23 protein-coding genes and 1 pseudogene are annotated in these 20,142 nt (G+C 46.9%); 14 read left to right on the forward strand and 10 right to left on the reverse strand.

Annotated elements, in window-relative coordinates; genetic code table 11:
• Window positions 1–3 precede the first annotated feature (3 nt).
• The 3 genes from DFR60_RS28270 to DFR60_RS28280 are packed head-to-tail and all read left to right on the forward strand — an operon-like array spanning window position 4 to window position 1,534.
• On the forward strand, window positions 4–942 hold the full coding sequence (locus DFR60_RS28270; protein WP_110326375.1) for a hypothetical protein: 939 nt from the start codon (window positions 4–6) through the stop codon (window positions 940–942).
• Window positions 939–1,151 carry a transposon-transfer assisting family protein gene (locus DFR60_RS28275; RefSeq protein ID WP_490393327.1) on the forward strand — a complete coding sequence of 71 codons (213 nt, stop codon included), beginning with the start codon at window positions 939–941 and terminating at the stop codon, window positions 1,149–1,151. The genes DFR60_RS28270 and DFR60_RS28275 overlap by 4 nt, the downstream gene beginning before the upstream one ends.
• Entirely contained in the window at window positions 1,148–1,534 is a 387-nt protein-coding gene (locus DFR60_RS28280) for a cysteine-rich VLP domain-containing protein (protein ID WP_110326379.1), read from the forward strand. Before DFR60_RS28275 ends, DFR60_RS28280 begins: the two co-directional genes overlap by 4 nt.
• A gap of 190 nt (window positions 1,535–1,724) precedes the next feature.
• On the opposite strand, the gene DFR60_RS28285 is transcribed toward DFR60_RS28280, so the two are convergent.
• From DFR60_RS28285 to DFR60_RS28300, 4 genes are all read right to left on the reverse strand, one after another.
• Window positions 1,725–2,198: an AraC family transcriptional regulator gene (locus DFR60_RS28285; protein ID WP_110326381.1), complete on the reverse strand. Its 474-nt coding sequence runs from the start codon at window positions 2,196–2,198 to the stop codon at window positions 1,725–1,727.
• Window positions 2,199–2,295: 97 nt separating this feature from the next.
• Window positions 2,296–3,648, reverse strand: coding sequence for a relaxase/mobilization nuclease domain-containing protein (locus DFR60_RS28290; RefSeq protein WP_110326383.1), 1,353 nt, complete (start codon window positions 3,646–3,648; stop codon window positions 2,296–2,298).
• The gene (locus DFR60_RS28295) at window positions 3,609–3,938 is read right to left on the reverse strand and encodes a plasmid mobilization protein (protein WP_110326385.1); all 330 of its coding nucleotides are present in this window, start codon (window positions 3,936–3,938) and stop codon (window positions 3,609–3,611) included. Before DFR60_RS28295 ends, DFR60_RS28290 begins: the two co-directional genes overlap by 40 nt.
• A 243-nt stretch (window positions 3,939–4,181) precedes the next feature.
• A complete protein-coding gene (locus DFR60_RS28300) occupies window positions 4,182–4,541 on the reverse strand; it encodes a helix-turn-helix transcriptional regulator (protein ID WP_110326387.1) in 360 nt (119 codons plus the stop codon).
• Window positions 4,542–4,712: 171 nt separating this feature from the next.
• On the opposite strand from DFR60_RS28300, the pseudogene DFR60_RS31070 reads away from it, so the two are divergent.
• The 10 genes and pseudogenes from DFR60_RS31070 to DFR60_RS28345 all read left to right on the forward strand — a co-directional run.
• Window positions 4,713–4,886: pseudogene (locus DFR60_RS31070) on the forward strand (helix-turn-helix domain-containing protein); the annotation flags it as partial.
• Window positions 4,887–4,901: 15 nt separating this feature from the next.
• Window positions 4,902–5,657, forward strand: coding sequence for an RNA polymerase sigma factor (locus DFR60_RS28305; RefSeq protein ID WP_278321404.1), 756 nt, complete (start codon window positions 4,902–4,904; stop codon window positions 5,655–5,657).
• A 61-nt stretch (window positions 5,658–5,718) separates the two neighbouring features.
• The gene (locus tag DFR60_RS28310; RefSeq protein ID WP_110326389.1) at window positions 5,719–5,916 is read left to right on the forward strand and encodes a hypothetical protein; all 198 of its coding nucleotides are present in this window, start codon (window positions 5,719–5,721) and stop codon (window positions 5,914–5,916) included.
• A gap of 15 nt (window positions 5,917–5,931) precedes the next feature.
• Complete coding sequence (locus tag DFR60_RS28315; RefSeq protein ID WP_110326391.1) at window positions 5,932–6,243, forward strand: carboxymuconolactone decarboxylase family protein; 312 nt, start codon at window positions 5,932–5,934, stop codon at window positions 6,241–6,243.
• Window positions 6,244–6,733: 490 nt separating this feature from the next.
• The gene (locus tag DFR60_RS28320; RefSeq protein ID WP_110326393.1) at window positions 6,734–7,174 is read left to right on the forward strand and encodes an RNA polymerase sigma factor; all 441 of its coding nucleotides are present in this window, start codon (window positions 6,734–6,736) and stop codon (window positions 7,172–7,174) included.
• On the forward strand, window positions 7,155–7,409 hold the full coding sequence (locus DFR60_RS28325) for a helix-turn-helix domain-containing protein (protein WP_110326395.1): 255 nt from the start codon (window positions 7,155–7,157) through the stop codon (window positions 7,407–7,409). The genes DFR60_RS28320 and DFR60_RS28325 overlap by 20 nt, the downstream gene beginning before the upstream one ends.
• 415 nt (window positions 7,410–7,824) lie before the next feature.
• The gene (locus DFR60_RS28330) at window positions 7,825–8,028 is read left to right on the forward strand and encodes an excisionase (RefSeq protein ID WP_110326397.1); all 204 of its coding nucleotides are present in this window, start codon (window positions 7,825–7,827) and stop codon (window positions 8,026–8,028) included.
• 78 nt (window positions 8,029–8,106) lie between these two features.
• Window positions 8,107–9,300 (forward strand): site-specific integrase, encoded by a 1,194-nt coding sequence (locus DFR60_RS28335; RefSeq protein ID WP_110326399.1) that lies wholly within the window; start codon window positions 8,107–8,109, stop codon window positions 9,298–9,300.
• A 223-nt stretch (window positions 9,301–9,523) separates the two neighbouring features.
• Complete coding sequence (locus tag DFR60_RS28340) at window positions 9,524–11,062, forward strand: helix-turn-helix transcriptional regulator (RefSeq protein WP_110326401.1); 1,539 nt, start codon at window positions 9,524–9,526, stop codon at window positions 11,060–11,062.
• Window positions 11,063–11,103: 41 nt separating this feature from the next.
• Window positions 11,104–12,864, forward strand: a complete 1,761-nt coding sequence (locus tag DFR60_RS28345) for a glycoside hydrolase family 88 protein (RefSeq protein WP_110326403.1) — start codon at window positions 11,104–11,106, stop codon at window positions 12,862–12,864.
• Between the two features lie 78 nt (window positions 12,865–12,942).
• Here the strand turns inward: DFR60_RS28345 and DFR60_RS28350 are convergent, their stop codons facing one another.
• From DFR60_RS28350 to DFR60_RS28360, 3 genes are all read right to left on the reverse strand, one after another.
• Window positions 12,943–13,641 carry a PspA/IM30 family protein gene (locus DFR60_RS28350; RefSeq protein ID WP_110326405.1) on the reverse strand — a complete coding sequence of 233 codons (699 nt, stop codon included), beginning with the start codon at window positions 13,639–13,641 and terminating at the stop codon, window positions 12,943–12,945.
• Between the two features lie 58 nt (window positions 13,642–13,699).
• On the reverse strand, window positions 13,700–15,445 hold the full coding sequence (locus tag DFR60_RS28355; protein ID WP_110326407.1) for a flotillin family protein: 1,746 nt from the start codon (window positions 15,443–15,445) through the stop codon (window positions 13,700–13,702).
• 140 nt (window positions 15,446–15,585) lie between these two features.
• A complete protein-coding gene (locus DFR60_RS28360) occupies window positions 15,586–16,128 on the reverse strand; it encodes a hypothetical protein (protein WP_055656622.1) in 543 nt (180 codons plus the stop codon).
• Window positions 16,129–16,385: 257 nt separating this feature from the next.
• On the opposite strand from DFR60_RS28360, the gene DFR60_RS28365 reads away from it, so the two are divergent.
• The gene (locus DFR60_RS28365; protein ID WP_110326409.1) at window positions 16,386–17,963 is read left to right on the forward strand and encodes a tetratricopeptide repeat-containing diguanylate cyclase; all 1,578 of its coding nucleotides are present in this window, start codon (window positions 16,386–16,388) and stop codon (window positions 17,961–17,963) included.
• Window positions 17,964–18,005: 42 nt separating this feature from the next.
• On the opposite strand, the gene DFR60_RS28370 is transcribed toward DFR60_RS28365, so the two are convergent.
• Genes DFR60_RS28370 through DFR60_RS28375 form a run of 3 tightly spaced genes read right to left on the reverse strand, consistent with a single transcriptional unit; the run spans window position 18,006 to window position 19,822 of the window.
• Entirely contained in the window at window positions 18,006–18,251 is a 246-nt protein-coding gene (locus DFR60_RS28370) for a spore coat protein (RefSeq protein ID WP_025531296.1), read from the reverse strand.
• Window positions 18,252–18,263: 12 nt separating this feature from the next.
• Window positions 18,264–18,437: a hypothetical protein gene (locus tag DFR60_RS30600; RefSeq protein WP_002604572.1), complete on the reverse strand. Its 174-nt coding sequence runs from the start codon at window positions 18,435–18,437 to the stop codon at window positions 18,264–18,266.
• A 35-nt stretch (window positions 18,438–18,472) separates the two neighbouring features.
• On the reverse strand, window positions 18,473–19,822 hold the full coding sequence (locus DFR60_RS28375; protein WP_110326411.1) for an MATE family efflux transporter: 1,350 nt from the start codon (window positions 19,820–19,822) through the stop codon (window positions 18,473–18,475).
• Between the last annotated feature and the right edge of the window lie 320 nt (window positions 19,823–20,142).

Here is a 20,142-nt window from a genome sequence, read left to right on the forward strand (position 1 = left end):
CGCATGAACAAGTTTGAAAACGTGGATATAATCGCTTCCCTTGACGCTATCATGCGGGAGAACACCGCATTTTACCAGAGCGATTTTGAGATTGACAAAGAGATGATACAAAGAGCAGCGGCAAGCCAAAATGCCGGGGATAAAACGCTTCTTTGGTTTTCCCGCCCGTCCGGGACGCAATGCAGCCGGGAGCGCGACGTTCTTTTGAAAGACACCGCCCCGCACAATACATGGCGGTATTTCGGAGAGCAGACCCGCGACCATATCCTTGCCTATGCCGTGACTATTACCGGCACAGAGGACGGGACAATTAGGGGCAACCTTTACGAACTTGATTTCCGGCAACATTTTCAGCACGTCATGAAACAGGCGTTGCCCGCAGACACCTATACCCTTATCTATGAACAGGGGGAACGGAAACAGCCCGCGAAGCAGTATTTTGACGGCAATCCCGACCCGCAGCTTGGGGAGTTTGAACGCTATGAAGCGAAGCCCAATGACCCCGACGCTTTGCGCTTCCTGCTTCAGCAGGAGCAGCGCAGCCGGGAACGGCTGAAGCCGGGGAACTTTAAGGAACATACCGCCGCCCTGCATGACAGCCGGATAAGGCGGGAAGCCGGGCGCGTTTTATCGGAACTGCAAGACCTCAAAGAGCCGAACAGCCCGGACAAGACACATTTCATGGTGGAGCTGTCGCCGTATTTTACGGCGATTGCGTCAAGCAAAGACACCGACCGCCTGTTATCCATGCTGCCATTCAAAAAGCTGTCCCTTTCCAACTTGAAAGAACGTCATGGCATTTATGCCTTTCTCCCAAAGGACGAGAACCGGGACAAGGGCTTACGCAAGCCCCGCCAGTCAATCCGGGCGCAGCTTGCCGCAGACAAAGCCGCCCCGAAAAAGGCGGCGGCAAAATCAAAACATCACGATATGGAGGTATGAGCATGAACAGATTTACCGTTGAGGAAATGAACCTTTTACACATCTACCACGACAGCAGCAGACAGGAACTTGTCGGCAACATTAACGCCGCGCTGCCGTTCATGGAACCGGATATGCGGGGGCTTGCCGCCCGCACCCTTGCCAAAATCGACGCGCTGACCGAAGCGGAGTACGCGGAGCTTGCCGTTTATGCCGCTGACGAGGTATGACCGGGGTAAGGCGGCTTGCGCCGCCCCAAAGCCGCAGGGTGAACGCCCTTGTACGCCGGGAGTGCTGCAACTATGATTGCGGCAACTGTATTCTTCTGGACGACGGCGACGAGTGCGTTTGCCCGCAGACCATTTCCTTTTCCCTGCTCTGCAAGTGGTTCCGCGCCGCTGTCCTGCCCCTTGATAAAGAACTGTATGCAGATCTCTACGCCCCGGAGGACAGGCGGCGTTGTGAAGTGTGCGGCGCGCCCTTTGCGTCAAGTTCAAACAGCGTCAAATACTGCCCGGACTGTCGGAAACGAATACAGCGCAGACAAGCCGCAGAACGCAAGCGGAAACAGCGGCTATTGTCACGCAATAGGGGCGAAAAAGCCCTTGTATAATGGGGCTTTCCGAGTGTGAAAATTAAGCGGTAAGGGATTGATACCTTTCCCCTCAAAATCAGCGTTCTATCGCGTGACAGGACGCAGGAAACAGCACCCAAAACAAGACCGGGCGCGGTGGCCAGTGATTGGCTGCCGCGCCCGGTTCTTTTTGTTTTATTCAGTTCTACAAACTGAAATTTGTCTAATTTTAATTGATAGCTTTTCGTCGAATGGCAAAGATAATATCAATCGTCGGTTGCTTTTTTGTACTTTTTTCGGTGTGATACTCATATTCCAAATTCAATGCTTCAAAGGAACTTGTGGGCAACCATTTTGTATAGAAATATTGTTTTGCCTCTCCAATAGAAGCACCCCACAAAAATCCCAATTTAGGCTTTACTGTGATTTTGGCGTACTCGCTGGCTGAAAGGACGTAGCTTTCTAAACCGCTTTTGTCAATCACACTGCCAATAAACAATTCAAAATCGTGGCTTTGCTCATTGTAATTTCTGGACAGGACAAAATAGGGTAACACCTTTCCCTCCGGCATGGAAACCACGTCATGATACTGTTTAGACAGAGCATTTATATCTTTGGAAATAGTTCTGTCATTTGACTTTTGCCACAATCCGTATATTGTTTGTTGTTCGATATATTCTATGTTCACTTCTAAATTTGACATTATTATTTCTTCCTCCAACTTCTAATTTGTATGTCACAGTAAAATCATCTTGTGGGAAATATCATATCATACCATAGGCTAAATGTCTATGTCCCGATTATCCGCGCTCTGCTTCCTTTCCCCGTTCCGGCTCTCTGTCCTGGCGCAAAATGCTGTCAATGTTCCTCTTGATAACGTCATATTCCCCGACCTGTTTTTTCAGCTTGCCGTAATCAGCGTACAGGGTTTCCCGCTGTTCTTGGAACTTTGCATATTCGGCTTGCAGGGCGGCGACGCTTGGGAGCTTGCCGGATATGCCCGCCGCTTTCAACGCCTTTGCTGCCGCTTCATGAAGAATGATACTGCCCTCATAGGCGGCGCGGTGCTGTCCTTTGTTCTTTGCCTTGCGGTATGCGTCATAAACGGGCTTTGTCTTTTGGTATGTCGTGATATTTTTAATCAGCAACGCCATATCAGCAAGCCGCTTTTCCATGCTCTTTAGTGCGTCGGAAGCCTGTTCACTTGCCGCCGTGACTTCCTCAATCCGGCTGACTAAATCCGAATACTGTTCAATCTGATGTTCCGTAAGGAAGTTGAGCGTCTTTGCCGCCTGTTTCAGATTGTGGATTTTCGCCCATTGCTCATAGCCCCGGCTCTTTCCCGCCTTGATACTGTTTTCAATATCTATCAGCAGGGACACGCCCTTTTTCTCTGCCCGTGGAGCTTTGGCGGCGCGTATGCGCTTGCCGCTTATCCGTTCGGTGATAGCTTCCTCTGTATAGTCCGCGCCGAGGGTTTTCAAACGGGTAAACCGTTCTTGTCCGGGAGCGCGGCAGGATATGTATTTGCCCCGCTTGATTTCATAGCCTGACGCTTCCAACCGCCGCAATAATTCCTCAAAATCTGCCACTTGGGGAATGAGCGCGTCAACGGCAATCTTTAGCTTGCCTTTCCAACTCGTCCCCGTCTTTTCCGCTTGGTACTCTGCATAGCTTTTCCCCTTGCTGCCTTTGCCCGGAACGACGACGGACAAGCCATGTTCCCGGCACAGCTTGTCGCTCATGTTCCGTATGCCGTAATATGTCCGTTTGTTGGAAACGTACTTGTGGTGGTCTACGAAGTTAGCAGCACAGAAAATGATGTGGTTATGGATATGCCCCTTGTCTATGTGCGTCGTCAAAACATACTCATGCTGCCCTTTGGTTACAGCGTCGGCAAGCTGCCGCCCGATTTCATGGGCTTGTTCCGGCGTTGTTTCCCCCGGCTCAAAGGACTGTATGAGGTGGTGGGCTAAATTGCTGCCCTTATCCAATGATTGGGACAAGGTATATTCAAATTCAATGTCTGCCGTTTCATAGGAACAGCCGAACGACGACACAAGCATTTTCCCGTCTGTCTTTTCGGGATTTTGGATATAATCAAGGGCTTTGCTTAGAGTGCTTTTAATAGGCTTAATCTTTGTAACCGCCATATCTCCGCAAGCACCCCCTTAATCTCGTCTATGTCCTCTTGGTAGACGCTGCCCGTGGCGTTCGCCCGCCGCGCTATCTGGTTGACGTTGACCCCGATTTTCTGTATCTCTGCCGTCATAGCCTTAATGTCGCTATGGTCTATCTGAATGATATAACCGTCAATCAGCATTTTCCGGGCGTATGCCGAAAAGTTTTTCGTGGGTATCAGCTTCATTTTCTGCTCTATCAATTCCCGTTCCTGTTCATTGACCGGGACGCGCAGTATAAGCGGTCTTGTCCTGTTTGCCATTGTATCGCTCCTTTCCGTTTTCAGAGGGTTTGGGACACTTCCCAACAAGCATTTTGCCGACAAGCCGCAGGGCGAGGGCGGGCAAAATACGGAAGTGTGGCTACACTTCCTATGCTTGCTATTCTTCTTTTCACATACTTCCACACCTAAAATGTAGATTTGCCAAACATTCCCCGAAAAAAAGAAAAACGCCGCGATTTGCGACGTTTCCAATAGCGGCACACATGAAAAAAACGGAGGATTTTATTCCCCCGTTTCCTTGCTGTTCGCTTCCTGTATTCCCTTTGCAGTTGCCGTCATAATTATTAAATCCCGGCTGCTCATATCGGCAAGCAGACTGTCGAGCTGCCGCTGTTGGGTAGATTTGTCTGTTTCCTCATTCGGAAAAAAGAACTGGTCTACCGACACATCTAAAAAGGTGACAAGCTCATAAAAGATTTGTAGGCTTGGGTGCTGTCCGCTGTTCTCAATGGACGCGATATAGCGCGGCGCAATGTTCAGCCTGTCCGCTAACTGGTTACGCGATATGCCCTTTGCCTTTCTTGCTTCTTTTATGGCTTGCCCGAAAGCCTTAAAATCATACTTCACTTTGTCCTGCTTCATATTTTTCACCCTATTACATTTTACCGTTCATCTTTCTGCTTTGGATATGATTACATATATCATAGTATTGATAGTAATAGAGCATATTATTTATACGTTTATATTGCTATTATTCGTTCGACCGTATATACTTATTATGATACGAGTTTGAAATGAAAGGACGGTTACAAAATGGAATATATTTCAACCCCGGAAGCCGCGAAAAAATGGGGCATTTCAGAACGGCGAGTACAGAAACTTTGTGAGGAAAATAGGATACCAGGTATTACCCGTATCAGCCGTATGTGGCTAATACCAAAGGACGCTGAAAAACCCAAAGATGGCAGATTAAAAAACAAAGTTAATAGTAAATCTATTACCATTGAAAGTGTCGTAAGCCAATATGGACAATATGTTTACAATTTAGCATTGAAACTGTCAGCAAATCCCGAAAATGCCGAGGATTTGGCACAGGAAACCTTGATAAAAGCATGGAAACATCTGCAAGATATAAACGATACTTCTGCAATCAAGAACTGGTTACGCACAATCTGTATTAATGAATTTCGTATGATGTTAAGAAAAGAAAAGCGCGAAAATGTCTGCTTTGTAGAAAATATAGAGGACTTGGAAAGCGACAGTATGTTACTAGTAGATGTTCAGCCTTTGGCTCTTGATGAAATTCAAACTACGGAAGAAGTGGGTAAATTACGTGATGGTTGTTTTTTAGCAATGACACAAAAACTTTCATTAAATCAAAGACTTGCCTTTTCGTTGATTGATATGTTTGGAATGTCATTAAAAGATGTCGCAGAAATATTAGAATTAACCCCTAAAGCGGTTAAGGGTTTATTATATAGAGCGAGAATGAATTTGGATTCATTTTTTCAAGGGCATTGTAGCTTTCTTGATATAAATAATCCCTGTAAATGTACAGCATGGATAGACTTTTTACAGACAAGAAATTCGTTACAGGAAGTAATGGAACAAACTCTTGATTATAAGAAAGCAGGATATGTATTCGACCCGAAAGTTAGGCAAAAAATATTGCATTATTATACCGATATGCCCAGTCAAAAGCCATCTCAAGAGTGGTTTGATAAGGTGATACTGCTTGTAAGAAATTTTTACAAATAAATTATTTCTTACCCGTGACTTTTGAAAATAGTAAGCATCTTATATTATGAGGAGGTAAAACATGCGAAGTTATGAATTAACAGGAAGAAAATGTTATGATCATTTGGGTGGAAAATTAGGGGTTGCCATTTTCAATTTTCTAATTGAGCAAAAATGGATTGAATTGAAAGATGGAACTTCTACTACTTACATAATGACCCAAAAAGGAGAAGAGAATTTTAAAAAGATAGGTCTGAATTTACCAGTAGTAATCAAATAATACGGAGGTCAAATTATGGCAAATGTAACAAATGGATTTAGCAAGTTCATGGAAGAAGCCGGAGAAACTGGCAAGGCGTATATGAACATGGTTATGCAACAGGCTCAATCAAGCGCATTAGATAAAAAAACACATGAGCTTGCATACATTTCTGTACTTTCCGCAATTAGAATGAATAGCGGATTGGATTTTCATGTAAAATCCGCGAAAGACTTAGGAGCAAGCAGGAATGAAGTTAAAAGCGCTGTTTTAGTCGGATTGCCAGTTGTAGGTATAACCTTAACTGACGCATTAGAAGCAGCATTAAAAGCATATGACGAAGAATAAACAACAGTAATATTTGTACCGCCAACGGTAAATTAAAAAAAACCGTTGTATAGGCGGCAGGTTTTTCATGCGTCTAAACATACTAATAGCCTAACGGCGGTTTTGGAATACAATCAAAACCGCCGTTTTCTTTTTTGAAAAAATGGAATACGGAGGGTGTGTTAAAGTCGCCCTTATTTAAGGATACGGCGGTATCAAGGAGGTATCGCCGTGTTTCTTTTGTATCGACATAAACCGACAACCTTTTCATCAAAAAAAGCCCGCCCACCACCACGGAATATTCCGGCTTTATAGATGATTACACACATCATTATAATACTGTTTATATTTCATATGCGCCCGATTGCGTTTTGCAGTCGGGCGCATTTTGTTTTGTCCGAAAAAAATTTGAAAAAGTTTGTGTTTCTCTTTGGCATTTTCCTCAAAGCGTTGTGGAAGGTCAGCGAAAGGGGATAAATAAGCCGCCCCCGGCAGGAAAGGGGGTGAGAACATGAACAATGAACGTTTTGAATGGCAGACCCGTTGTGAGTTTAATGCGTACTGCAAACACACTTTACGCAACGAACTTATCAATGCCTGTAAAGAAAGCAAGCGTCGGCAGCAACGAGAGGTAATCTTTTCAGACCTTGCGCCGCACGAAGAAAGACAGCTCTTTACCGTTGACAAATATTTTGCCAACGAGGAAAAAGACGACGCTTTCCGTGTAGGCGATTTGAAGATTACCGCGAAGTTGCTTGCCGAAGCCTTGCGGACTTTGCCGGACGAAAAACGCAAAGCCGTACTGCTGTACTATTTTGTCAACAAGTCAGACGTTGAGATTGCGGAGGAATTAGGTATTCCACGCAGCACAGTACAGTACCGCCGGACAAGCTCTTTTGAACAGCTAAAACGATATTTGGAGGAACGCGCTGATGAATGGGACGAATGGTAATAACACCGACAACGAGCGCGGCTTATTACCCTACCCGGTCATATTAGCCGCGACAAAGGGCGACCCCGACGCAATGAAAATTGTGTTGCAGCATTACCGCAGCTACATATCCTACCTGTCTATGCGGAAAATCCGTGATGAAAACGGTAATATCTACTATGGCATAGACGAGGATTTGCAGGAACGTCTGCAAGCAAAACTCATGTTGGCAGTCCTGAACTTTACGGCAGACTAAACCGTTCCACGGTTGGAAGCGTCCCCCTTTCAGCTTCTTAACAGTCTGCCCCTTAGCACCTTGACAAAGAAAGCGACGCAAGATAACGGCGGCGCAGCATAGGGCAAATCGGATACGTTCTTTTTGTGCCGAGCCATACGGCGGGTGCGCCATGACTTCCCCTTGCCGGGAACGAGCGACCAACACCGCGCCGGAAAGCAAGCGCAGCGGCTTGCGGGCGACGACCACACAGAAAGGCTAATGATACTCCCTTACAGCCACAGTCCGAGCGTTAGAAGCGTCGCAGGCAATGGGTAGGGCTGCATGAGAACCATGCAGGGGTGAAATTCCCGTGGAGCTTTGCTGAAAGCCGTCCGATTAAAGCCCTTTTTACCTATCAACCTTTTTAGCATAGCCATGAAAGGGGGCTTAACTTATGACTAATGCTGATGTGCCTATCTGGGAAAAGTACACGCTGACGATTGAGGAAGCGTCTAAATATTTCCGTATTGGAGAGAACAAACTCCGCAAACTGGCAGAGGAAAACCCCACCGCAGGTTGGGTAATCATGAACGGCAACCGAATACAAATCAAGCGGAAACAGTTTGAAAAAATCATTGATACTTTGGACGTAATATGATGTAATTTTTCCTTGAATATGCTATAATAGATGTAGGCATATCAAGGCTTTTTCCGTCATGAAAGGAGCATGACGAAAATGTCAGAGAAAAGACGAGATAACAAAAACCGTATCTTACGGACAGGAGAAAGCCAGAGAAAAGACGGAAGATATGCTTACAAATATACTGATACCTTTGAAAAGCCGCAATTTGTTTATGCTTGGAAGTTAGTACCCACGGACAAGACCCCGGCAGGAAAGCGGGACGATATTTCACTCCGGGAAAAGGAAAAAGAAATCCAGAAAGACCTTGACGACGGTATCGACCCCATAGGAAAGCAAATGACTGTCTGCCAGCTCTACGCGAAGCAGATAAGACACCGGGCAAATGTACGGCATGGAACCACAAGGGGGCGCAAACAGCTAATGCGGATATTGGAAGAAGATAGTCTTGGAGCTTGCAGCATTGAGAACGTGAAGCTGTCCGACGCGAAAGAATGGGCGTTGCGAATGAAAGAAAAAGGCTACTCGTTCAAGACCATCAACAACCACAAGCGTTCGCTTAAAGCTGCCTTTTACACAGCCATACAGGACGATTGTATTCGGAAAAACCCGTTTGACTTCCAGTTGAACACGGTGTTAGAAGATAACACGGAACCAAAGGTGCCATTATCCCCCACGCAGGAAGCGTCTTTCCTGTCCTTTGTGCAGAATGATGTTGTCTATCAGAAGTATTATGACGAGATTATCATACTGTTAGGAACAGGGCTTCGCATTTCTGAACTTTGCGGGCTGACTGAAACCGATATAGACTTTGAGAACAGGCTAATCAACATAGACCACCAACTTTCCAAAATTTCTGGGATTGGCTATCATGTTGACCCGCCGAAAACGAAAAGCGGTATCAGACAAATCCGCATGAGCGCAGCCGTATATGAAGCGTTGGGGCGTGTGCTGAAAAACAGAGGACGGGCAAAGCCTATTGTAATCGACGGTTACGGAAAATTCCTTTTCCTTAACCGAAACGGCTTGCCAAAGGTAGCGGCAAACTATGAAAGTATGTTCCGGGGGCTTGTGAAGAAGTACAACAAGTGCCATGAGGAAGCATTACCGAAAGTGACTACGCCGCACACCTTACGTCATACGTTCTGCACCAATTTAGCAAACGCCGGAATGAACCCGAAAGCATTACAGTATATCATGGGACATTCCAACATCAACATGACGCTGAACTATTATGCTCATGCCACTTCTGACAGCGCATTGGCGGAAATGGAACGGCTGATTGCGTAGTAGTAAATAGAGGTTTTACTACTCTTTCTACTACCTTTGAACGCAGAAACATGAGGGGATATAAGAATATTTGAAAACTTCTTCCGATATGAAAAGTGCCGGAAAGCCTGTAAATACAGGCTATACCGGCATATAAGAACTTCTAAAGAGATAATCAAAAAGTATAGTTTGATTTTCTAAAAATAATGAGAGCTTTAAAGAGTATTTACTGGCGAAGGATGGGATGGCGCTGTCAAATGACGGCCTTGAGAGCCTGGAACACATGGAGAAATGGGAGCCTGTCGAAGGGAAATCATACTTAAAGTCCGGTTCAGAATCCATCGTTTACAGAAGTCTGTCAGAAAAAACGGGACTTACCGTGATCGGGCTCCAGGATTATTCACAAATTACCAGTGATGCAGATAAGGTTGCTGTTTTTATTATTATCATGTGTGTCGTAATCGTAATTTTGGCGAGCCTGATACTCTACTTTTTCTCGCTATATTTTTATAAACCGTTAAAGAAATTGAGTGACCACATCTCCAATTTTGAAGTTGTAAAGCAGATTAAGACGAAGAATGAGTATGACTATATTGAGCGTGTCGTGGATAACCTGCAGGGAGAGAAGGAGCAGATACAGAAAAAGTATGAGGAAGCCCTGCCGGTGATGATTCAGAAAACGAGCTACAGGCTGATCGTGGAAAATTATGAGGAGGAAGCGTTTCAATATCTATTGGGTATCCTGAAACGGAAAATGAGTGATAAATACTACGTCCTGCTGTTGGTTGAATGTGAGGAAAAGGGATACCTCCATGAACTGGAGGAACACTTGCTTCATCTGATCCAGGCCGATTCCATGGAGGCAATTTACGTGGATTTGAACGTGTTTCAGGGGATGTTTCTGATCAATACTTCATTGGAGTCCCATGAATTTTTAAACTGCCTGAACCAATGGAAAAAGGAGACGGGGGATAAAAATTCGACCTGGTGTGTCAGCAGCTATTTCTCAAACAGAGATAATGTCAACCTGGTCTGCTGGGAGACGATTGACAAGCTGAAGAGGAAGTTCTTTAAAGAAAAGAACTCTGTTATCAGTGATCTTCCCCGCCGGGAGAAAGCGGTTCCGGCCTCCGTGCAGAAGATCGAACAGCAGCTTCTCTCGGCGATCAAAGAGGGAAATGGAGGGGAGGCACTTGGACTCCTTCATATATTTACCGAAGAACTGACGGCCATACAGGTGGAAATCAGATATACGGTGTTTATTTATTTTCAGATCTGTGACAGGCTTCTCAGCGATTTAAAAGTCGCCGATGCCATCATATCGAAGGAGTATAACGAGAAGGCCGTTTTCCTGGAATTGTTTTCTGCTGAAAATATTTATGAACTGGAGATGATAACTGCCAGGATGATTCAGGTATGTCTTGAAAATATTGGAAAATCAGAGAAGATGTATTCGGACAGCGTGAACCGTACGCTGGATTTTATAAAGAACAATTATCACAGAGATTTGACTTTAGAGGATATTGCAAATGAGGTATATCTTTCCGCCGGCTATTTAAGCAGCATATTTAAGGAGGAGACCGGATGTACCGTTATCGAGTATATGACGGGAGTCCGGATGAAGAAAGCCACAGAGCTTTTATTTGAAATTCCGGTAATCAAAGTAAAAGATATTGCCGAGCGTCTGGGATACCATAATGTGCAGAGCTTTATCCGTTATTTTAAGAAGTACTACGGGGTAGCTCCGGCCGAATTCAGAAAACGGCAGCAGATTGATGAGTAGCGGTACGCCGGCAGAGAGTATATAAAGGAGAAACAGATAGTATGAATCGAGGTACCAGCATCACTTATGAGATAGATGGGCACTATAACCATCTTTATTTAGATATAGTCAGCAGCAGAAACCAGAGTATATCCCGCTATTCGGATCTGTCACCTCATCATGCCAGTATGGTTGAACAGGCCGAATTTCAGAAGGAACTGGTTTCCAATGATTCGACAGAGAAGCCTGTGGGGGAGCGGGATATATGGTATCCTGTGGTAGATATTGATATGGATGATTCCATGTATGGTGTACTGGAACTGGAGGGAAGCGGAAACTACCAGATGAATCAGTCGCAGGAGCGTACTCTTTCAGGGAGCGAGTCCGTAGTAGTTTCATTCTCTGATCTTGAACACTGGGAAAATAATTTCGTGGCCGATAAGAACATTATGGTAAAAGATTTCAGAATCCGTAAGCGCTACAGTCATGTCGATAAGGGCCTGGAGTTTAAGATCGTTTTTTTGTCCAGCGACTGGAGCGGCAGGATTGTATTATGGAGTGATGACACTGGAGAGAAAAGTGTAGTATTTGAAGAATATCTGCAAATGAAGAACCACCCGTGGGTTCGTAAGAGTGAATCGGGAAAAAAGGAACGGTATTTAAAGGCTTTAAAGGGGTCTGTTGACTATATTCTCCGTAATCAGGTGAAGAAGAAGGACAGCCGGTATTTTCAGGGACTGAATCTTTTCTATGACCATGACGCAAAAACATACCGTCAGCCGTCATGGATCTGGACTTGGGGACCGGCTGTCAGCACCTTGCTGGAAGCAGCCGAAATACCAGGGATAGCAGGAGAATATTCCAGAGAGTTCTTATATCAGAAGGCCTGTGAGATCGGTGAAGCGTCTCTTAGGTTCCAGTTAACAGAGGATCCGTCCAGTCCGGCCTATGGACTGGTATTCTGCAGAAGGGATTACGACTTAAGGATTAAAAACTGCTGCATGGACTTTTTATCACCGCCGGATTCGCTGTTTCTGGCCGGCTGGGGCTGGATGGCACTGTATCATAAAACCGGAGAAAAAAAATATCTGGAAGCCACCAGGCTGCTGGTCGAACAGACTGCGAGGCTGTTAAAGACCAATGATGATATCATTGAACAGGATTATATGATGCCTGCCAATGAGTGGAAGGATTGGATTCTAGACGAAGCCGGTTTCGGTATGAAGGGGATCGCGGAACTCCATCGCGCGCTGCCGGAAGACGCTTATAGAGAATGGGGGAAAAAGTATATCATTCAGATATTGAACTGCCTGGAACGGGAAGACGGTCTGTGGAACCGGATGTGGACCAGGAGCACCAGATCCGTATCGGAGATTTCCTACCACACCAGAGCCATGGGGTGGGCCATGGAAGGGCTGCTTTCTTCCTATCAGCTATTGAATGAAAAGCAGTATTTGGAGAAGGCGGAAAAAATGGCGGATGCCATGCTGAAGGTTCAGAACGATGACGGCAGCTGGTACTTTGTGTTTGCTGAGGGATCGGAAAATCAGGGAATTGCTGAGAAAGGGACAGCCTACTGGAGCGGATTATTATATCGGTTATATGAGTATTCTGGGGAAAATAAATACTTTAACGCGGCTGAAAAGGCACTGGAGTGGTGCCTGGATAATCAGTACTGGAGAGATGATTCTGATGGCTATGGCGGAATTATAGGACGGAACCCTTCCTCAGGTGTTATTTACAGAAGATTTTTTGATTTATCCTGCACCTATACCAGTGCTTTTGTGGGAGATGCGATTGTGAGAGCGTGGAAGTATCTTTAACTGAAAAATCCCGGTGCGAGCCGACGGCAGTTTTGCCTGTCGGACGCACTGGGATTTTTACTGATATGGTGATACTGTTTAAGCTTCTGCGTTCGTAACGCCAAGCGCCTTCTTCATCGCTTCCAACTCCTCATCCACCCGGGACTTTGACTGGTCGCCGTATAAGGCATCCAGTTCCGCGGCCGTGCTGCCTCTTCCGGTCAGCTCTTCTTTGGCTTCCGCTTCATGAAGCAGCCGGTTGGCCTTTTCTTCCATGCGGTCAAACTGGCTCATTAATCCCGCGGCGGTGCTCACAGACTTCATCTGGACTTCACCTGCCTGATTCTTTACCTTGGCTGTGCGTACCGTGTTTTTCATGGCTTCGGCGCGGGCCTTCGTCTTTTCTAAGCCTGCTGTCAGCTTCCGGTAGTCTTCCTCGGCCTTATCCGCCTGTACCTTAACGGTTACGTAACTCTGCATCAGAGTCGGCCTTAAGTCCTCCTGCTCCTGCTTTAACGTGATCGCCTGTCTGGCTTTCTCCTCATTGCCATCCCGCAGGGCGCGTTCTGCGTAGGTGCCGTACTTCTTGATCTCAGCGTCGCAGGCATCCACTTTTTCCTTTGCTTCCCTGGCAGAAGCCATGACAGAGGCGGTGCTTCCTAAAAGATCCTTGATGGCGTCCTCGTACTTCCTTACCATCTGATCGGCCATCTTCTCCGGATCCTCGGCCTTGCTTAAGAGTTCATCGATGTTTGCTGATACGATATCCTTAATTCTTCCAAACACATCTAATCCCATATATGCTCGCTCCTTTTTTACTCCGGCAGCTAAGGACTGCGATTAAGGGCCTGTGAGCCTAATTCCGCTTATCCAGAACTGCTTCTACAATCTCCGCATTGGAAATCTCATGTTCCATGTTGCTTTGGCCGTCTTCCTGGCCTCCGCCGTTAATATTAATATTTGTAGTGGTCTTGCCCAGCACATCCGCGTCGATGATCTCCTTGAAATCGATACCTGTGGTCTCCTTGACGGTCTCGATCGTCTTGGCAAGGACGGAACCTACATTGCCTGCCAGACTTCCAACGCCGCCTTCTCCGGTGCCGCTGCCGCTGTCGATCACGGTGATCTTCTCGATTCTGGAGAGCGGTTCTGCGATCTTGCCTGCCATCTCCGGAAGGATGCCTACGATCATCTCTGTTATGGCTGCCGTATTGTACTTATTGTAAGCCTCAGCCTTCTTTTCCATACCTTCGGCTTCCGCTAACAGGGCGGCCTTGATACCTTCTGCCTCAGCCAGCTTCTTCGCGCGGATACCTTCCGCCTCAGCCAGCTGCTTCGCGCGGATACCTTCTGCTTCGGCCAGCTGTTTGGCTCTGGTGGCAGCGGCTTCCGCCTCTGCCTTCATGCGGATCGCAGCGGCCTCTGCCTCTGCTTTTTTCGTCTCGGCGATCGCGTTCGTCTCGGCGGTGGCAAGACCTCTCATTCTCGTTGCCTCGGCTTCCGCATCAGCCTGTTTCTTAAGGGTCTGGGCGGATGCGTCGGCTTCCGCCACTTTCTTATATTTTTCAGAATCGGCGATCTGAGCCTGTTTTTCTCTCTCAGCAATAGCCGGCTGTACGACCGTGGCCTGCAAGGAGGCTTTGGCTGTCTCTGCCTGACGCTCCGCCAGCTCGCGGTTCTTTACTTCCTTGGAAATCTCTACCTGTACGGCGGCCTGCTCGATATCTTTCTGGCGCTCCTGACGCAGAAGCTCTGCATCCATCTGCGTCTGAATGACATCCTTCTGGGTAATGTTTTTCTGGATATCGTAAGCCACGTCGGCCTGGGCCTTCGAGGTCTGGATTTCCTTCTGGTAGGCCTGTTCCTTGATTAACTTTTCCTTGTTGGCGGCACTGATCTCCGCCTCGGTTGCCAGCTTCGCCTGCTCACCGTCTCGGCGGGCCTCGCTGACTTTGATCTGACGCTCACGCTCTGCCTCAGCCTGTGCAATGTCTGCTTCTTTCTTCTTCTCGGCGATCTGCTTCACACCCAGGGACTTGATGTAGCCATTTTCGTCTGTCACATCCTTGATGGTGAAAGACATGATCTCGAGACCCATGGTGGACAGCTCGGTGGCCGCCGCTTCCTGTACGGAGTTGGCGAATTTCTCACGGTTGCTGTACAGTTCTTCTACAGAAAGTGTGGATACTACTTCACGCAGCTTGCCTTCCAGGATCTGTCGGGCAATCTCTTCCATATTGAGCTTTACTTCCTTGATGTCCTTGCCGTTGAAGCGCTCGATTGCTTTTAAGATGCTGGTGGTGTCGTTCTTAACCTTCAGTACGACGGTGCTGACTACGTTGATCGGTACTTTCTGGGAGGACATACTGTCTTCCGTCGTAATCTCCAGACTGGAGGCGCTAAGCGATATGTAATCGATTCGATTGATGACGGGAATCACGATACCGCCACCGCCGGTAATTACCTTTTTCTTGATGCCGGTTACGACGCCCGCCTTATCCTGTGGTACACGTTTCCACCAGGACATGATCACCATTATAATCAAAATGACTGCGGCCACGATAATGATGATTGGAATTAGCTTGTTGATTAGTTCGCTCATTTTCGTTCTCCTTTTCTCGCCTTTTCTTTTCCCGGTTGTGCCTATGCGCAGTTATAAAACCGCGGACATGAGGTTACGGAAAGCGAAGTGATGTGATGTAAAAGTTTATGTATAAAGACCGGCAGAAATCACCACAGCCTCTATTCATCATCCATACTGCCATAACCGGCAAATTCGTCTTTGGGCCGAACCACGGCGATCTCGCCGTCAAACTCGACCAGCTTTACCACGGTATTCTGCTTTAATACCTCCGACGCGTCCGTGCTCCGGCACACGAAGGTGGTGGCAATTCCCTTGATATTATCGAATTCTACTGTTCCCAGGCCACCTGCCAGAACAGTATTGATGATCTTTCCATCACACAGATAAAGCTCCTCACGATTCATAGCCTCATTTTCCACCCTTTTCAACCTCCTTATGACCATCTGTACCGCCATCGCGGCCGCATAACCGATCACGATGGCCGGAATCAGGCTGTTAAACAAAAGTCCCATGCCGCCGAATGTGATGAGCCCGGTACAGATACTCACCCCTGAGATCGGCAGGAAATTTAAGTCAATATCAAAATCAAAGTTAAGAAATGCCTCCAGCGCTCCGGATACATTTTCCAGAAATTCACCCAGAACAGACAGCGAGAGCAGTAAAAAACCGATAACCATACAAATGATGTAGATGTCCCTCATGGCGTCCCCCTTTGCGGCTGTTTTAAGGCTTCGTACCTTTGCCAGCCGGCTTCTGTAACGATTTCTATTATACCATTTTTCGGTAAAACATACTATCTATCAATTCATACAAATTTCTTAAATTAGTTGAACAAAAATGGTATTAATCCAATGTAGAAAGAATTTAAGCCGGAAACTTTTATTGAACCAAAGCGGAAACAAGTATATAATGGAGAGAGAAAAGAAAAGCAGACACACCGCACAGAGGGGAAGACAGTATGGGAGACGGATTTAAGATAAAGGACTGCATAGAGAAAATAAAAGAAGCCCATTTCAAAGATCAGGATGAGGAGCGGCGGCTGTGTCTGGAGCTTCTGGCATACTCTGAAGCGCATCATAACGCCTATGGCGTGGGATTCGCCCACACGTATCTGCTGGATTACCATATTTTCATGCATGACACGGAGGGCTGTTCTCCTGCCCTGAAGACCGCGCTGGAATTCCACAATTCCCATGAATTTCTGGATCTCCGGATGCAGGTGTACAATTTCGCGGGAATTTATTATAGCTATATTCATGACGATATCACGGCATTTGAGTATTTTTTAAAGAGTCTGGAACTGGCGGAAGCGCTGGGAGACAGCTTCATGAAGTATCGCCTCTATAATAATATTGCGGTCAGCTTTCATAATAAAAAGGACTGTGAGATGGCGCTTCCCTATTACCAGCGCGCATACGATTATCTGAAATTCAGTCATTTGGAAGGACTCTATGCCCAGTACCAGCTGTTTCTGCTTCAGAATCTGGTTAATTGCAGCATTGCTTTGAATGCGGGAGATCTGGTTCTGGAGTACTGCAAAAATATAAGCCGGCTCCTTGATGATAATCCGTTTCTGCGGGAGGACCCCTCCGTACCGTGGCAGAATGCGGTTATTCTGGCCTGGTTCGGAAAAAAGAAAGAGGCATACGAGATTTTGAAATGCCATCTTTCCTGGGAAAAGGACCCTCTGGATGCCACGGATATTATCGAACTGTATCCCCACATCCTTGTACTTTTGCTGGAATGGAAGGAGAAGGAGCTGGCTGAGAAGGTTCTGGAATCCCTCTGCTGCTATCTGGAACGGGAGTCGCCTCAGGCCAGGCAGGAAGCCATTGATTACCGGATTCGCTTCTATGAGACCTTCGGATTGACGGAGTGCCTTGCCGGAGCATATGAACAGTACTACCAGGCCTCCAAGGAGGCGCTGGGATCCGTGGCCCATAATCAGATCCGGGCTATGAAGGAGAAGCTGGAATCCTTTGAAGTCCAGCAGAAGCTGAACCGCCTTCAGAAGCTCAGCTATATGGACAGCCTTTGTGACATTTATAACCGGAGGTATTACACGGAACAGCTGGAACGTGCATGGAAGGAGAATGGCTCAGGGAGTCTGGGAATCATCATATTGGATATTGATTATTTTAAGGAGTATAACGATTACTACGGTCACAACAGCGGTGATATGGTATTAAAGAAGGTAGCACTCTGTCTGAAGGAAGAGGCCGATGACCGGATAACGCCATGCCGGTACGGCGGGGATGAGTTCTGCTGTATCTGCGAGAACATGACGCCAGAAGAGATGAGCAACTATCTAAAGGATATTCGCGGGAGACTGGAAACGCTTGCGGTCGAACACGTGAAGTCGCAGGCAGCCGGCATAGTGACTCTGTCTGCAGGGTACAGTGTGAGAACCCTTTCTGAATTGGACCCGCAGAATCTGTTTCATGAGGCTGATGAGGCGCTGTACTGGGCTAAGATGAGAGGAAAAAACAGGGATTGCTGTTATCAGACGGATGGGAAAAAGAAAGCATTGCCATGAGAATTGGGTTCATGGCAATGCTTTTTGCTGTACTGGGAAATCTTACATTCCAGCGAATTTGTTTTTTACTTTGGTGATCTTTTCCTGTGGTGCCTGTTCCATCGGATACCAGCCCTTAGCGGACATCTTCTTGTAAATATCATCCTGCATGCAGAGACTGTCGTTTAATGCACAGTCAAATGTCTGATGAACATTAGCTGTCGATGACTCAATTGTTCCGTGCAGGTATAAGTCACACACTCCTTTGGTGGTAAGGAGTAAGTTTTCCATAATACACTTGTCGTCCATGTTTGCGCCTCCTTACACTAAATTAATGAAATTATCAAAAATCTGCTGATGCTTCTGGGAAATCTGTTCCACACAGGTCTTTAATTCCTGATCCTGTAAATTAGTGATTGCTTCCTGACACTGTGTCTTCAAAAACTTTTCATGACCTAATGCGTCTTCAATATACGTTAATTCCTTTGGACTCATATTATCACCTCCACATTTAGTATGTGAGTTTCTGCTCAATCCATTCCGGCAATAGATTCCTTTTGTGGAGGTGGAAGAATTTTCCTGTAAAAAATCATGGTGAGCGCAGTAGCCGCCGTCCATCCGAACGGCCATGCCATCCAGATTCCAGTGCTGCCAAAGTGAGGCGTCAGCAGGCAGGCGAACAGAATACGCAGGATCAGATCGGGGATGGTGGCAATCACAAAATATAACATGGCTCCGGAGCCGCGCAGAATACCGTCGGTCATCAGCTTGATCGAGATCATGAAATAGAGGGGCGATACGATTTTTAAAAACATCACACCGGCGTTTATGGCCTCCTGACTGCCGGAATCCAGAAACAGCCCCATAATCTGTCTGCTGAACAGGAAATAGAGGGCCACAAATGGAACGGAGGCGATCAGGGAGAGACGGACGCCTTCCCGGAATCCGGACCTGATCCGGCCGCCCTTACCTGCGCCCAGATTCTGAGCCGTAAAGCCGGACAGACAGCTTCCCAGGGACATGAAGGAGGTGATGGCGAAGGTATTCAGCTTGATGGCCGCGGAGTAGCCTGCAATGACGGCGGAGCCATAGTGGTTGACGATGACCTGGACGAACAGATTTCCCACGGAAAGCACGCTCTGCTGCATAATGCTGGGGACTGCGATTGCCGCGATCTGCTTAAACAGTCCCCAGTCAAACATGGCGGCTTTTTCGGTTCCGGCCATATTTTTCAGGCGTGAACCGAGGGTCACCACAGCCAGAATACAGGAGACGCCCTGAGCGAGAAACGTGGCCCACGCGACACCGGCGACGCCCATGTGAAAGCCGGCTACGAACCAGATGTCGAGCACGATATTGCCCAGAGAGGAGCCGATTAAGAACCAAAGGGGCGTTTTTGAGTCTCCAAATGCAGTGAAAATTCCGGTGCTGACGTTATAAAGGATCAGGAACAGCAGTCCGAAGGTGTAGATGCGCAGATACAGGGCGCCGTCGGAGAAGACGTTGTCAGGCGTCTTGATCCATCTCATCATGGGAGCGCAGAAGATGATCCCGTAGGCGGTCAGAAAGAGGCTTAAAGCGACGCAGGAAATGAAGGCCGTATGAATGGCTGTCTTCATTCTGCGGAAGTCCCTGGCGCCGAAGAGGCGGGATACGACCACCGATGCGCCTAAATTGCTTCCGGTGGCGAAGGCCATGAAGATAACCGTGATCGGATAGGAGGCGCCAACAGCAGCCAGCGCGTCTTCACCGGCGAAGCGTCCGGCGATCATGCTGTCCGCGATATTGTAAAACTGCTGAAACATGACGCTTACCAGCATCGGCAGCAGGAAACGCCACAGGGTTTTTCGTGGAAGTCCCACGGTTAAATCGGTTGTCATACGGTATCCTCCGGAAAAAATAGTCTAAAGAAGAGTATAACAGGAGTAGGAAGGGAAGGCAATCGGGAAAATTGCAGCCATTGGAACCGGAACGGGAAATTTGGTGATAATTTATATTCGGGCGTTTGACACATCAATCAATCAAAAAGTGCTGCAAAGCCTTATTGCAGGCTTATTTTTTTGTCAACTTTTTTGCTTTAAAATATAGTAATATTTAGTGATATATGCTATAATGGTGTTGAGGTGATTATTTATGCGGGTTACTACATCCAGATCAAAAAACTCAGAATCCTTTTACATTACCAAATCCTATACGAATG

The sequence above is a fragment of the Hungatella effluvii genome (genome assembly GCF_003201875.1).
GTDB lineage: Bacteria > Bacillota > Clostridia > Lachnospirales > Lachnospiraceae > Hungatella > Hungatella effluvii.